The 13,786-nt window shown below is 51.0% G+C and carries 12 protein-coding genes and 1 riboswitch; of the genes, 4 read left to right on the top strand and 8 right to left on the bottom strand.

From position 1 onward, the window contains the following. The first annotated feature begins 193 nt into the window (after nucleotides 1–193). From cspE to C9J01_RS14025, 3 genes are all read left to right on the top strand, one after another. Entirely contained in the window at nucleotides 194–403 is a 210-nt protein-coding gene (cspE, locus tag C9J01_RS14035) for a transcription antiterminator/RNA stability regulator CspE (protein ID WP_107298781.1), read from the top strand. A gap of 427 nt (nucleotides 404–830) precedes the next feature. Beyond that, nucleotides 831–1,008: riboswitch (Lysine riboswitch) on the top strand. A 122-nt stretch (nucleotides 1,009–1,130) separates the two neighbouring features. Beyond that, entirely contained in the window at nucleotides 1,131–2,624 is a 1,494-nt protein-coding gene (locus C9J01_RS14030) for a Na+/H+ antiporter NhaC family protein (RefSeq protein ID WP_107298780.1), read from the top strand. A gap of 42 nt (nucleotides 2,625–2,666) precedes the next feature. Continuing rightward, a complete protein-coding gene (locus C9J01_RS14025; protein WP_107298779.1) occupies nucleotides 2,667–3,731 on the top strand; it encodes a saccharopine dehydrogenase in 1,065 nt (354 codons plus the stop codon). An 88-nt stretch (nucleotides 3,732–3,819) separates the two neighbouring features. On the opposite strand, the gene gluP is transcribed toward C9J01_RS14025, so the two are convergent. The 8 genes from gluP to C9J01_RS13980 all read right to left on the bottom strand — a co-directional run bounded on the left by gluP (nucleotide 3,820) and on the right by C9J01_RS13980 (nucleotide 13,056). Continuing rightward, nucleotides 3,820–5,055, bottom strand: coding sequence for a glucose/galactose MFS transporter (gene gluP / locus C9J01_RS14020; protein ID WP_107298778.1), 1,236 nt, complete (start codon nucleotides 5,053–5,055; stop codon nucleotides 3,820–3,822). An 83-nt stretch (nucleotides 5,056–5,138) separates the two neighbouring features. Continuing rightward, nucleotides 5,139–5,903 (bottom strand): inositol monophosphatase family protein, encoded by a 765-nt coding sequence (locus C9J01_RS14015; RefSeq protein ID WP_107298777.1) that lies wholly within the window; start codon nucleotides 5,901–5,903, stop codon nucleotides 5,139–5,141. 10 nt (nucleotides 5,904–5,913) lie between these two features. After that, complete coding sequence (locus C9J01_RS14010; RefSeq protein ID WP_158264546.1) at nucleotides 5,914–6,918, bottom strand: LacI family DNA-binding transcriptional regulator; 1,005 nt, start codon at nucleotides 6,916–6,918, stop codon at nucleotides 5,914–5,916. Next, nucleotides 6,915–8,426, bottom strand: a complete 1,512-nt coding sequence (locus tag C9J01_RS29635; RefSeq protein ID WP_158264545.1) for a glycerophosphodiester phosphodiesterase family protein — start codon at nucleotides 8,424–8,426, stop codon at nucleotides 6,915–6,917. Before C9J01_RS29635 ends, C9J01_RS14010 begins: the two co-directional genes overlap by 4 nt. Continuing rightward, complete coding sequence (locus tag C9J01_RS13995) at nucleotides 8,392–9,483, bottom strand: ABC transporter ATP-binding protein (protein WP_107298776.1); 1,092 nt, start codon at nucleotides 9,481–9,483, stop codon at nucleotides 8,392–8,394. Before C9J01_RS13995 ends, C9J01_RS29635 begins: the two co-directional genes overlap by 35 nt. Continuing rightward, nucleotides 9,483–10,307, bottom strand: a complete 825-nt coding sequence (locus C9J01_RS13990; RefSeq protein ID WP_107298775.1) for a carbohydrate ABC transporter permease — start codon at nucleotides 10,305–10,307, stop codon at nucleotides 9,483–9,485. The genes C9J01_RS13995 and C9J01_RS13990 overlap by 1 nt, the downstream gene beginning before the upstream one ends. A gap of 8 nt (nucleotides 10,308–10,315) precedes the next feature. Next, nucleotides 10,316–11,626 carry a carbohydrate ABC transporter permease gene (locus tag C9J01_RS13985; protein WP_107298774.1) on the bottom strand — a complete coding sequence of 437 codons (1,311 nt, stop codon included), beginning with the start codon at nucleotides 11,624–11,626 and terminating at the stop codon, nucleotides 10,316–10,318. Between the two features lie 62 nt (nucleotides 11,627–11,688). Next, complete coding sequence (locus C9J01_RS13980) at nucleotides 11,689–13,056, bottom strand: extracellular solute-binding protein (RefSeq protein ID WP_237156969.1); 1,368 nt, start codon at nucleotides 13,054–13,056, stop codon at nucleotides 11,689–11,691. Nucleotides 13,057–13,201: 145 nt separating this feature from the next. Between C9J01_RS13980 and C9J01_RS13975 the strand changes: the two genes are divergently transcribed. Then, nucleotides 13,202–13,780 carry an HD domain-containing protein gene (locus C9J01_RS13975; RefSeq protein WP_107298773.1) on the top strand — a complete coding sequence of 193 codons (579 nt, stop codon included), beginning with the start codon at nucleotides 13,202–13,204 and terminating at the stop codon, nucleotides 13,778–13,780. Nucleotides 13,781–13,786 lie beyond the last annotated feature (6 nt).

Here is a 13,786-nt window from a genome sequence, read left to right as displayed (position 1 = left end):
TATGATACGCAGGCTCAATTTGAGAAGAGTTATTTAATGCAACATCAAGTACAAGTTAAACCATCTGATACTGCTACGTCTTCGTACTGTATCTAACTGTTTCCCTTATATTTATCGTCACATTAATAATTCACTTTTACCTGACCGTAGCTATTTGCTAGCGGTTTAAATGAATTTACATAAGGGACAACACATGTCTAAGTCTACTGGTATCGTTAAGTGGTTTAACGAAGAAAAAGGTTTCGGTTTCATCACTCAAGAGAACGGCGGTGCAGACGTATTCGTACACTTCCGCGCTATCGCTTCTGAAGGTTTCAAGACTCTTTCTGAAGGTCAGAAAGTTTCTTTCGACATCGAGCAAGGCCAGAAAGGTCCTCAAGCTGCGAACGTAGTTACTCTATAAGTCGTCGAACTTATCAGAAGAAAATGCTGGCTTAGGCCGGCATTTTTTATACCTGCTATTTCTGATCTTAAACTCTTCCCTCAACATCCCTTTACCCTCATTTTATTCGGGTAAGGTGGGCAGTAATGGGTAAATATGCACCCTTAACCTCCATTGTTGCACCTTTACTTTAACTCCCATTCTGGTCAATTCTGACACCGTGATTCCTAATTCAGATAAATACTGATATGAGATTTGCCGCCTGAAAGCAAAAAACAGCCTTTGTGGTTATTGTTGCTGCAACCGTGGTAACCAGTAGTGCAATGTTTTGTTAATTAAGTGTTTAGTGAAATATATTGTGTGATCTTTGTCACAAAGTGGCGTCAAGTTGATTTGGATTATACGTTTTTGTGTTTTATTCAATACAGAGCGGGTGGTTATTCACTGCCTGCAACGTAGAGGCGCATTGCCTAAGAGTAGTTTAGTGAAGGTCGACAACCGGTGAAGCTAAACGAAAGGAGTCAATGCCGAAGTGGTTTTGGTCGTCAGCCAAGCTGCTGGGGTTGTTCTTAATAGGAGCAGCACTGTCATCTCGGACCTTGTCCGGATGGAGAGCTACAGCAATTTTTGTTTTCGAACAGGTAAGTTCGCCTACCGATTTCGTACGGCCTTTGTCTCTCGCGTACTCCTTACGCCCTCCTCTACATACTCACATTTTTTGATGTTGTTTTTTAGGAGAAGTCTACGAATGGCTGATTACGGATTATTGTCCATCGTACCCGCGGTGTTGGCGCTGATACTCGCCTTTACTACCCGGCATGTTGTTTTGGCCCTAGGCGTTGCAGTGATCAGCGGCATGCTGATCTTAACCAAGGGTCACCCTGTCGATACTGCGTTGATGTTCTTGTCTGATGGGCCGTTCACACAGCTTGCATCGGGCAGTAACGCACAGATCATTATTGTTATCACCATCATTTCCGGCTTTATCTATTTGGTTGAGCAAAGCGGTGGCATGGCGGCGTTTTCGACCATGGCGACCCGTTATGTGTCATCGCCATTGAAAGCCCAATTAGCAACCTGGGCTACCGGGATCGGGGTATTCTTTACCGATTCGGGCAACTCGCTGATCCTCGGCCCGATGTTCTCGCCAATCTTCAACAAGCTTAAGATGAGCAAGGAGAAGCTGGCGTTCATCATTGACTCGACCTCGTCGCCGATTTGTGTGCTTATCCCGATTATCAGTTGGGGTGTGTACTCACAGGGCCTAATTGAAAACGCGTTCGATAATATGGGCCAGTCGGTCGATGGATTTACGACTTTTCTTCAGGTGATCCCTTACCAGTTGTATGCCTTGCTGGCATTGTTCAGTGTACCTGTTTACGCGGTGCTGAAAAAAGACTGGGGACCAATGGCTGAAGCCGAGCAGCAAGCGCGCCAGCAAACTGAGGTGAGTGAGCAGCAGGCAGACAACCAACCGGTGAAATCAGGCCGTATTTCACTGATTGTACTGCCGCTGGCGGTGCTATTCGGGTCGCTGGTTGCGCTGTTCACGTATAACTACCACCTTCATGGCACTATCAATGGCCCGGTGATCCGTGCATCGCTCGGTACCAGTTACCTGATTGCTTCGGTGACGGCGATTGCTTATTACGCTTATACCAAAACTATGACCGCCTCGACAGCCTTCAACACTTTTGTGTCGGGTATGCAGCGAATCATGCTAATTTTGGTTATCTTGCTATTGGCATGGACCTTGGGTGATATCTGTAAGTCTCTGGGTACCGGGGATTACATCAGTCAGGTGATGAATGATCGCCTGCCGGTGTTTATGTTGCCTGCCCTGATTTTCGTTATCGGTAGCTTTATTTCGGTGGCAACGGGTTCGTCGTGGGGCACTTTTGCCATCCTGATCCCAATTGCCGTTCCTGTTGCCAGTGCGTTGGGTGCTGACCCGCTGATTTGTATTGGTGCAGCGCTAAGTGGCGGTATGCTGGGTGATCATTCATCTCCGATTTCAGACACCACTATCCTTAGTTCGATGTCGACCGGGTGTGACCATGTGTCCCACGTCCGTACCCAGTTCCCTTACGCTATTTTGACTGGCGTAACCGCCAGCATCGGTTTCATGATTGCCGAAATCACCCGTAGCCCGTACACCATTGTATTGGCCGCTGTATTGCAAGTTGCGTTGATTGTTTTGATGGTGCGCCGTCAGGCCGCAGCCAGCCCTGTTACCGCTTAAGTTGAGATAGCTTAATTGGCTATCGTTTAGAAAGGATTGAAAATGAACACACTATTTTGGCTAAGAGATGAAGTAAAAGTGGGTGAGCACCGTACAGCTTTGACACCTACCGGAGCCAAAGCCCTGATTGATGCAGGCGCTCAGGTGATTGTCGAGCGCAGCGACACCCGTATTTTTCCTGATCAGGCTTATGTTGATGTAGGCTGTGAGTTGGCGGCAGGCCATAGCTGGACTGACGCACCGGAGCACGCCTATATCCTGGGTTTGAAAGAACTGGCAGAAGACGACTTCCCGCTCAAGCACCAGCACATTTACTTTGCCCATGCATTCAAAGGCCAAGATGAAGCGGTACAGATTCTGTCTCGCTTCAACGCTGGTGGTGGTCAAATCCTTGATCTAGAGTTCCTGCAAGATGAAATGGGTAAGCGTGTTTGTGCCTTTGGCTACTGGGCGGGCTATGTCGGCGCAGCGATTGGCCTGTCGGGCTTTATCCACCATTTACACTGTAAAGACGTATTCGGCGCGGTGGGCAGCTACCCAGACCGCGACCATTACCTAGCAGTACTGCGCGAGCAGGTTGCTACACTGTCAGAGAAGCCAAAGGTGTTGGTTATCGGTCAGTTTGGCCGTTGTGGCCGTGGTGCACTGGACTTGTTTGCCGAGCTAGGTATCGACGCTGATGGTTGGGATATCGAAGAAACCAAAGCGGGCGGCCCGTTTACGGCTATCAATGATTACGACATCTTGGTCAACTGTGCTTACCTTGCTGAAGGTACGCCTCCGTTCATTACCAAGGAAAGCCTGGGTGAAAACCCACGTCTGAGCATGGTTAGCGATGTCAGTTGCGATCCGAACAACCCGGATAACCCAATCCGCATCTACAACCAAAGCACCAAGCTCTCCAAGCCGATTATCGAATCGGATGTCAGCGGGCTATATGTACAGGCGGTGGATCACCTACCGACAGTACTGCCAAAAGAAAGCAGCGAAGATTTCGCTGGGCAATTGCTGCCGCATCTTCTGACCTTGTGCAAAGGTGAAGATCCAAACGGCGTTTGGGCAAGGGCACGTGATTTCTACGCAACAGCGCAGAACATTGTGAAGTAAAAACTGGGCAGCCCGCCCAGGTTGATAAGTGATAGGGGATCTACGTTTGTTAGATCCCTTTTTTATTGGCTTTATCTTGCCGCAATACTCAAACCGCCTCTTTAAGCATAGCTTCTTCTTCACAAGGCTTAGGCTGGTAGCCCTTGATAGCAAAGGAGGCGATGACCAAGTAGCAGCTGAATGTTAGCCAGAAGGTATCGGCGATAAAGAAGGTGTCCGCCAGAAGTGCCTGAACGAAAGGCAGGACTGCGCCGCCGCAGCCGGCCATGACTAAAATGCCGGTTGCCTTTGCCATATCGCCGCCTAGCTTTTTGACCGCCAGCGAGAAAATCACCGGATACATAATGGAGTGGCACAGGCCGAGAGCGACCAGCAATAATCCGCTGGTTCTGCCCGGCAGCATGATGGCGGTGAGGGTAAAGCAGGCAGCCAGCAGTGCATTGAAAATGAGTGTTTTGCGCGCACTGACCTTGAGGAACAGGAATGTACCGACAAGCCTACCTAGCATCGCCCCTCCCCAGTACATTGCAATGAAACGGCTCGCTTCGGCAAAGCTCATTCCGCCAGCATGGCTCAGGTAGCTAATAAGATAAGTCCCGGTGCTGACTTCCGTGCCCGTATAACAGAATATTGCGAGTACACCAAACCAGAAATGGCGGTGTTTGATCAGCCGGCTTTTCGTCTGGTTCTGATTTTGTGGAGAGTTGGGAGTGGCAGGATATGTGATGGGAAGTCTTGCTAGGGCAATGCTGATAAGGATGATGGTGGCAGCGAGAGCAAGGAAAGGTATCAACAAGTTGTTGGCTTGCTCGGCTGTTGACTGTTCATATTCCCGGAACAAAAATCCTGCTGCGAGCATCGGGGCTAGCGTTACCCCGAGGGCATTGACGGTGGAGCTGAAGGTCAGCCGCTGCGAAGTGCCTGATTCGGGGCCAATCTCTGCAATGATGGGGTTGGCCACCACCTGCAAGGCTGTCACTGCCATAGCAATAACGGCAATGGCGAATAGAGTCAGGCCATATGAGGCATAGCTACCCGCCATCAATACCATTGCGCAGCCAATAGCCGACAGGCCAAGGGCTAGCAACATGCTGGGTTTGAAGCCGACCCGACCTATCAGCACTGCTGTAGGCAGGCTGGCAAGAATAGGCGTTGAAGAGAAGATAACCTGGACCCAAATCGACTGGGTATAGGTTAGCGAGTAGACATCCTGTAAATAAGGGACCAATAAATTGGTGGTTGCGGTGAGCATCCCCCATATAAATGGCACAAGACTGATCAGCCACAAGCTTTGCTGGTGGCTGAGTGTAGATTTTCTTTTCATCTGTAAGCTGGACCTGACGCGATAAGTGGCTGAAGGCGGCTACCGATGTTTTTGGAGAAGAGGTAGCCGCACAGGCAGGAGTGTTAACCTTTTAGCAAGTCGGAGATTGCAGGGATCGAGGCCTGAATAGCATAACCACCTTCAACTTGGTTGAAGGTGACGTCGGCTTTGGCTTCACGCAAAATAGCAATACCCGCCATGATGTCCCACGCATTGATAAAGTCTTCACGGTAGCCGTCAAAGCGTCCTGCGGCTACGTGGGCAAGGCCGAGTGCGGCGGAGCCATGACGGCGATGCTCAATACCGTGTTCTAGCAAGCGGGTCATGGTGGCTAGGTAGTTTTCCAGCGGCATCTTTGCCGAATAACCAAGGTTAACCAAGCCGACAATGGCGTTATCACCTTGGTTGACCTCTAGAGGACGGTTGTTTAACCAAGCGCCTTGACCCACTAGAGCTGAGAAAAGTTCGTCATGGCATGGGTCGTAAATCACCCCAATCACCGGCTCACCCTCTACCACATAGGCAATCGACACACACCACATTGGTTGCTGGCGCAGGAAGTTTGTGGTGCCGTCAATCGGATCGACCACCCAGGTCCCTTCGCTGTCAGGGTTGGATACGCCGCTTTCCTCACCAAGGAAACCATCTTGCGGGTAGTGGAGGCTGAGTTGCTGGCGGATGAAATTCTCTGTCTCTTTATCTGCGATACTGACGAAGTCCTGTCGGCCTTTGATATCAATATCCAAGCCTTCTTCAACCAATTTCTTTTGGTAGGTATGGGCAATCGTACCGGCTTCTTTAGCGAGTTGGCAGGCAAAGGTGTAACGTTGTTGTAAGTCGTTATTCATTGTTATTCCATTACAGTGATTGTCGGCGGATCAGGGAGACATCCAGGTAGCAGGTACGTGCTGCTTGGTCGGGATGCTGAATGCGACTGATCAGCAATTCGACGGATTGTGTTGCCATCTCATCGGTGGCTTGTTTTATAGTCGTCAGTTGGTAGCTTTTCCAACTGGCTTGTTGCATGTCATCGAATCCGGCAACAAACATGTCATCGATTATATGTTTGCCGGTTTTGTCCTTGAGGCCATCAATTAGGCCGAGGGCAAGGTAGTCATTGGTACAAAAAACGCCGTCTGGTCGAGTCTCAAATGCCGACAGGTTTTCAGCCGCTTCTAGCCCGCCTTGATAACAATGGCTGGGTGCATAAATCACATCGACACGGATGCCCATCTGCTCGGCGTATTGGAAAAACAACTGCTCGCGCTTGCGGATGCTGTAGGAGTGGGCTTGCGAACTGATGACGGTAATATGTTTGCAGCACTGTTCGGCAAATGCTTTCAGCAACAGGCGGATACCGCCAGCGTTATCACATAGCACGCGGTCAACAAGAGGATGTTTGTCCTGCTTGTTGACTAGAACCACGGGCACCTGATTTTCCGCACAGGTTTCAAAGATGGCTGCAGGTGGGGTATCCGAGGTGACGATGACCCCAGACACATTGTAGTGCAGCAACATATCTATCACCTGTGAGCTGTCTCGACCTTTGGCGGTCGGGATCAGCAAGGGACGGTGGTTATTGGCAAGAATGGCTTCACTCAAGTCGTTGACTTGCTGGCTACGAAATGGGTTATCCATGTCGGCAACCACCAACCCAATCAGATCGGAGCGTTGGCGGTTGAGGCTGCGGGCCAGATGATTGACCCGATAGCCTAGCGCTTTGGCAGCAGCGAGAACTTTCTCTCTAGTGGCCTCGGACACATAGCCGTTATTGGAAAATGTCCGTGAAACGGCGGCGCGGGAAACCCCGGCCGCCTTGGCAACATCCACAGAGGTGACTTGTTTTAACTTGGTGGTGCTCAAGCAGTTTGCTCCAGTTTCAGACCTTGCTCCGTTCGTAACCATTGCTCATAGGCTCTGGCAAAAGCAAAAGGGTGGTCGATGTTGACGCTGTCAGGCTGCAGTCCGATAAGCTCGACCCACTTTTCAATATCTTGCCCAGGATAGCGTAGCATCACCTTGATACCTGCATCGCGGCACTGGCTGAATTCGTTCAAATCATCGATAAGGTAGTCATATTCGATAATGGTAGGCTTACCAGCCTCAATCAGCGTATCCAATGAGGCGAAATCCTGACGGCGCTTCATGAGTTTGGCATCAGGATAGCGCTGGCTGATTTGTTCAAGGTACTCGTTATTGAAGCTCCAGAAAAAGCAGCGAGAAAGCGCATTACTCGCACGGGCTTGCTGGATAACCTGATCGACATCCGCTTGCTTCAACTCGACATACAGCTCGCCGTCATATTGTTTGGCAAGGTCGAGGAAGTCCGAAAAGCGACTGACGTTTTGCTGGCTAAAGCCTGGCGCAAACCAACTGCCGGCATCGCATTGGTTCAGTTGCTCGCAGCTTAGCGATTCAATTGGCCCTTGCAGGTTGGTGGTGCGATCGGCGGTGAGATCATGTATCACCATTAGCTCGCCATCGCTGCTGGTATTAAGATCCAGCTCGATCACTTTGGCCCCCATACGGTAGCCAATCTCGGCACTGATTTTGGTATTTTCCGGTGCCACATCGTTGGCACCACGGTGCAGCACCAATTCAATCGGGTTGCTGTCATCCGGGCGATAACCGGTGATCAGCTCCGGCAAATCCGAACAAATACCGATAACCGGCATGGTCAGCAGCTTTTCGATTTCGGCCGGTCGCTCTTCATGCCAGATCACGATAGGCAGGTTGAGCGATTGTGCTTTATTGATCATCTCCGGGGTAAGGAACTCATGCGGGGTATCGGATGCCCGCTCCCAACAGAGGTGGATCATATCGGCCTTGGCTTTTTCGGCCTGCTCGAATGGGCAATCGCCAACACGGACTAAAACCGATAGCGGGTATGGGCAGTCGATATTATTCAGTTCGGCAACCCACTCTGGAATAAAACTACCGATGCCGATATCAATGCTGTGGGCAGGTTGTTGTTCCAGAATTCGCAGTACTTCAACGCCTGCGCCTTCACCCTTGAGTTCGATATACAGCCCGCAGCCAGTTTCTAAAGCTAGTGCCAGAACTTGCTCGAAAGTAGGTACTTGCTCACCGTTGAAAAGCTGGTGGTTTTGTAGTTCAGCAAAGGTCATTGCTGAAATGTCGGCATTAATCCCAGCGGTGTGCATCAGGTTGTCATCATGGCTGACAACACATACGCCATCTTGGGTTAGCCGGACATCGATTTCCCACATCTCGACATGCAAGCTGGCAGCATAGGCAAAGGCCTCCAAGGTGTTTTCGAGTTTGTGGCCGCTGGCACCACGGTGGGCGATACACAGCGGCTTCTCGCTGGCACGATTAACTAGCTTGTTTAAGCGCTGCTGACGTAGCATACAGGCGGTCTCCGTTAAGGCTGAACAGTAGGATGTTTTCGGCGTTAATGCTCCAGTGAACGGTGTCGCCCAGTTTCAGGTCATCGCGCACAGGTTGGATGGTGCGTATAACATTGCCATCAGCCAATTTGAGGTCATATAGGTTCTCGCGACCTTGGTTTTCAATGAAGCAAACCGTCGCACAGTTGGTCACCTCATTGCTATCTTCGGTAAGGATCACATGCTCTGGGCGCAGGCCGATTCTTGCAGCTTGGTTCTCTGGGTAGCCATCGACGAGTGGCAGCTTGATACCGTCTTCACCATTGATGAAGTGACCTGCGCACAGCTCGCCATCAATAAATGAAATAGGCGGGTTGCCAAGGAAGCCGGCAACAAAGTCATTGACTGGGTTGTGGTACATCTCATTCGGGGTATCGACCTGGACAATCTTGCCGCCGTTCATGATCGCGATGCGGTCACACATACTCATTGCTTCGACCTGATCGTGGGTAACCAGTACCGCTGTGATACCGGTTTCTTGTTGGATACGGCGGATCTCAGAGCGCATTTCCAATCGTAACTTGGCATCGAGGTTAGCAAGCGGTTCGTCGAGCAGCAGTACATCCGGTTTCCTGACAATGGCACGGGCCAGCGATACACGCTGTTGCTGACCACCCGATAGCTCGGCAGGCTTGCGGTGCAGCAGGTTATCGATACGCACTAGTTTGGCGATCTCTTCAACCTTGCGTTTGATCTCGGCTTTGCTTTCCTTGCGGATCATCAACGGGAAGGCGATGTTCTGCTCGACCGTCATGTGCGGGTATAGCGCGTAGGACTGGAAAATGACCCCGACGTTACGCTCCTGCGGCGGCAGTTTGGTGACATCCTTGCCAGCGAAAACAATGCTGCCGCCGTCGATTTTGTGGATACCGCTGATCGCGAACAACGTCGTCGACTTACCGCAACCCGAAGGGCCAAGCAGTGCAATCATTTCACCGGAGCCAATATCAAGGTTCATGTTGTCAATGACGGTGGTATCGCCAAACGTCTTGGTGAAGTGGTTAATTTGAATACCCATTAGCCTTTGTTGCCTCCGCTGTACATATTCATCAGCTGTTTTTGGAAAATTGCGAAAAGAATGATCACGGGCAGGACGTAGAACAGCCCGACCGATTTAAACATTGCCATGTCGAAGTTATTGTCATCGGCAATCAAGCCCGCCAAGTACACCGACAGCACTTGCGCGTCATTGCCCGGTGCCAGCACCTGCGGCAGGATGAACTCACTCCAACTGGCGAGGAACGAAAAGATACCCAGTGCGGTCAATGCCGAGCCCACTTGCGGCAGGACGATTTTGCGCCATACGGTGAAGCGGCTGGCGCCATCTTGCATCGCGGCCATCTCGATCTCCCATGGCACAGAGTCATAGAAGCCCTTGAGGATCCAGATGCCAAATGGCAACTCCAGCGAAGCTTTGACCAAAATCACCCCGATCAAGGTGTCGTAAAGGCCGACGTATTGCAGGATCAGGAAGATGGCAATCAGCAGCGTAACCGTCGGGAAAGAGTGGAGCACCATTACCCCGCCGAGGAAGAAGCTGCGCATTGGGATATTCAGGCGCGACAGTGCATAGGCAGCGGTTGATGCAATACACAGGGTCAGCAGGGTAGATACCACCGAAAACACCAAGGTATTGAACGTCACTCCCCAGATGTTAGGTTTACCCGGTAAGTCTTCCCACAAAAAGCGCCAGTGCTCTAGAGTAAATTCATAAGGCAGCAGTGCGCCCGGAGCAGTATTTGAGAACGTATCTATGATGAGATACAGGTACATCAGCAATAGCGGTGCACTGAGCACACCGAGTGCGATGACAGATTTGCGACTGGTTCGGATATCTGACATAACGCCTCCTAGATCTCGATACGTGGTTTGGCGACCATCTTGTTGAAGCCAAACAATTTGAGGTAAACAATCGACATCACCATACCGATGGCAACCAGTACCATGGCAAGTGCTGCGCCGTAGCCGTACTGCAGGTTACCGGCATAGTTGCTAAGGGCGGTGTGGAAAGCCCGCAGTGCCCACACTTCGGTTGACCCACCCGGGCCACCACCTGTTGCCAGCAGGATGTAATCGAATGAAGCCAGCAGTGATAAAGTCTGGTAGCAAGTCATGAATAGAATTGGCCAGCGCAGTTGCGGCAGGATGATGTAGCGGATCTGCTGCCAGCGGTTGGCGCCATCCACTTCACTGGCCCAAAAGTGGCTTTTAGGAATGGCATTGATGGCTGAGGACAGCACCAGCATCCCCATTGAGGCCCCGACAAAGCCGTTGATCAGAATCACGAATGTCCATGCGTGGGCTGGGGTGTCGAGCATCCAGTTTTTCGATTGCACACCGAACATTCCAAGTAGGTTGGAGATAAAACCGGTATCCCAAGCCAGCCATTTCCAAAGCAGGACGTAAAGTACCGGCGGGGTGATACGTGGCAGTAGCCATACTGCGCGATAGAAACCGGCAATATTCTTCGGCATGTAGTGGGTGGCAATGGCCAGCACCAGCGCGAAGCCGACATTGAACAAAGTCAATGTGGTGAATACGTACATTAGCGTGTTGCTTAGCGCGGTCTTGGTATCCGGCAGCGAGGTCATACGCTGGTAGTTTTCCTTGGTCCAGACCCAGCCGGTATAAGATGCCTTCAACAGGGCATCGGCTTCTTGTTCGTCGAGGCTGATCCCGGCAGCACTCACCGCAGCCAGTATCTCTTCTTTGCTGTCATAGCGTGTGGTACCCACAGAGCGTTGGAACTGGTTGGCGATGGTATTGAGTTCACGTGCACTGCGTGGACTGTAGCGCAGTGTGCGCATTTCACGGGTGAGCTCACGGCGGTTGCCAAACGACTGATCCAGCAGGTTAACTTGTAGCTGCTCGATAAAACGGGTGTCTGTCTTGCCTTCAGTTAGGTCAGATAACCCTGCTTGATCGACGGTGAAGCGGGTTTCCCTGAGCTCATTGGCCAGTGAGGCCATATCATGATCAGCGCTGAGCGAACGCAGTGCTGACGGAGTAATTTGGTATGTTCCGCCACTGATCCCAGTCGCTGTACTCATGTTGGTAAAGGAGAATACAGCAGTCATGACAACCGGCAGCAGGAAAAATAGAACGACAAAGATTAGGGCGGGTGACATCATCACCGGGCCCAGGGTTTTGGAACGATTCATGGGGCTCTCTCTGTTGCCCTCCGGCTAATCAGGAATGACTAACCGGAGGGATTGCGGTTGGATTATTGGATAATCACACCGTTGCCAAGGGTGCCGCGTAGCTCTTGCTCTGCGTCAGCAACCGCTTGTTTCGCCGTTTTCTGACCGGTCCAAGCTGCTTCCAGACCTTTCCAGTAAATGTTCCAGAACGCACCGAAGTCAGCGTTGTTTGGCATTGAGGTCGCATGAGGAAGAAGGCGCTCAGTCGCTTCCATCGTCCAGCGGTCGTTGCTGTATAGTCCGATGTTCATCTGCTCAGGGCTGATAGCCAAGTGGGCCGATTTAATCGCATGTAGGGTGTTGATGCGTGGCTCGGAAGCAATCTTGATAAGCTTGGCTGCGACTTCCATCTTGTCATCATCGCCTTGCTCGGTCATCAGATAGACGACAGGGTGAGTCAGGGTGTTGGCTGAGTCCTTGGTTTCTTCATTACCGGCAGGGATCAGGCCGAACTGCACGTTGCCGAAGAAGTCGTCAAGACCTTCTGCTTCGGTATAACGGGAGTAGTGCCAGGTTCCGCCGTGCCAGAATGCAGCTTTACCGCTTGCAACCTCGGCGTACCACTGATCCCAAGGCGTACCTATGTGGTTACGGCGTGTTACGCCCATCTCAACGGCATCGGCAAAGAACTGGAAGGTTTTTTCCATCGCGGCTTTATCGAAAATCAAACGTCCTGTTTCTTCGTCTTGTAGCTGGCCACCAAAGCTAGTGTAGAACTGCCAGAAGTCAGGCCCATTGGTAACACGCGGGTAGAAGCCGTAGCCTTTGGCAACTAGGCCCTTATCTTGTGCCTTTTTCGCATCTTCCAGCATGTCGTAAAGGGTGTAGTCGCCTGATTCGATACGTTCTGGTAGGGCTTCGATAGCATCATCGTCGTAGCCAATCCCTTTTAGGTATTCTTTCCAGGCAAAGAAAGGACGCGCTTCTGAGTCTTGGGGAATGCCGTAAACCATACCGTTGAAAGAAGAGATATCAACAAGGTTCGGGTACAGGTTATTCAGCGGCCATGCATCCATATCTACATAGTCTTCGACCGGTGCAATAATGCCCGACTGTGCCCAAGGGGCGATATCTACGTGGCCGGTTACCACGATATCCGGCGCTGAGCCAGATTCGGCAGACAGGGTGACGGCTTGCTTGAAACTATCCCAGTCGGCATAGTTGCGCTTGTTCACGGTGATTTTGAGTTCTTCGCCTGCGGCATCAGCCTCTTGCATCAGGATATTGGCTGCCATCTCAATGGCGTCGGTGCGGTAATGGTCATTAGGACCAGCACCACCGGCAACAACCGAAATCTCATAGTTTGCTGCGCTGGCAAGGCCGGCATAAGCAAGAGAAAGGCACAGTAGACTGTGCTTCAATGCACGTTGTGGCGTTCCAGAATGTATCACTGCGTGTCTCCCAAAAAGGTAAAAAAGCTCATAGAATGAAAAAGGAAATCAGATGTGAACACGTGTACACATTCGATTTGGGAGTATTATTGATGCGATTTATGACGATTGGATTAATGGCTTTTTAAAGGCAGGTGACAGTTTGATGAAGCAAAGTGACATGTTGGGTATGTTGGATTTCCTCCACCAGGCCGAACAATTGAAGGACACATTGAGAAGTGCCCATACTACCCAGGGCCGCAAAGAGAGCACCGCTGAGCATACTTGGCGCTTGTGTTTAATGGCGATGTTGTTCGAGCGGGAAATGCCAGAAATCGATCACGCCAAGCTAATGCAGATGTGCGTGATCCATGATTTAGGTGAGGCGATATCCGGTGATATTGCTGCAGTTGACCAAGACCCGAGTATCGATAAGTCCCATCAGGAAAGGTTGGATCTCCAGACCCTGATAGCACCTCTGAATCAATCGATGCAGCAGCATATCCTAGCGCTTTGGGATGAGTATGAGCAGGCCGAGACGCCGGAGGCCAAAGTGGCTAAGGGGTTAGATAAACTGGAAACCCTAATCCAGCACAACCAAGGCTTGAACCCTGATGATTTCGACTATGAATTCAATCTTCACTACGGCAAGAAGTACACCGATCAGCATCCTTTGCTGGCAGCGATACGCGAAATTGTCGATCAGGATACGGCGGCGAAAGTAAAATCTACCGGGCATCGATGAGGCGTA

The organism is Photobacterium rosenbergii (assembly GCF_003026455.1).
GTDB lineage: Bacteria > Pseudomonadota > Gammaproteobacteria > Enterobacterales > Vibrionaceae > Photobacterium > Photobacterium rosenbergii.
This window is presented reverse-complemented; position numbering and strand designations above follow the sequence as displayed.

What these genes read in the sequence shown, in the direction of transcription:
- C9J01_RS13995 (WP_107298776.1), bottom strand. Translation starts at nt 9,483, where the DNA reads ATGGGTATTCAAATTAACCACTTCACCAAGACGTTTGGCGATACCACC.
- C9J01_RS13985 (WP_107298774.1), bottom strand. Translation starts at nt 11,626, where the DNA reads ATGAATCGTTCCAAAACCCTGGGCCCGGTGATGATGTCACCCGCCCTA.
- C9J01_RS14030 (WP_107298780.1), top strand. Translation starts at nt 1,131, where the DNA reads ATGGCTGATTACGGATTATTGTCCATCGTACCCGCGGTGTTGGCGCTG.
- C9J01_RS14015 (WP_107298777.1), bottom strand. Translation starts at nt 5,903, where the DNA reads ATGAATAACGACTTACAACAACGTTACACCTTTGCCTGCCAACTCGCT.
- C9J01_RS13990 (WP_107298775.1), bottom strand. Translation starts at nt 10,307, where the DNA reads ATGTCAGATATCCGAACCAGTCGCAAATCTGTCATCGCACTCGGTGTG.
- cspE (WP_107298781.1), top strand. Translation starts at nt 194, where the DNA reads ATGTCTAAGTCTACTGGTATCGTTAAGTGGTTTAACGAAGAAAAAGGT.
- C9J01_RS29635 (WP_158264545.1), bottom strand. Translation starts at nt 8,426, where the DNA reads ATGCTACGTCAGCAGCGCTTAAACAAGCTAGTTAATCGTGCCAGCGAG.
- C9J01_RS14025 (WP_107298779.1), top strand. Translation starts at nt 2,667, where the DNA reads ATGAACACACTATTTTGGCTAAGAGATGAAGTAAAAGTGGGTGAGCAC.
- C9J01_RS13975 (WP_107298773.1), top strand. Translation starts at nt 13,202, where the DNA reads ATGAAGCAAAGTGACATGTTGGGTATGTTGGATTTCCTCCACCAGGCC.
- gluP (WP_107298778.1), bottom strand. Translation starts at nt 5,055, where the DNA reads ATGAAAAGAAAATCTACACTCAGCCACCAGCAAAGCTTGTGGCTGATC.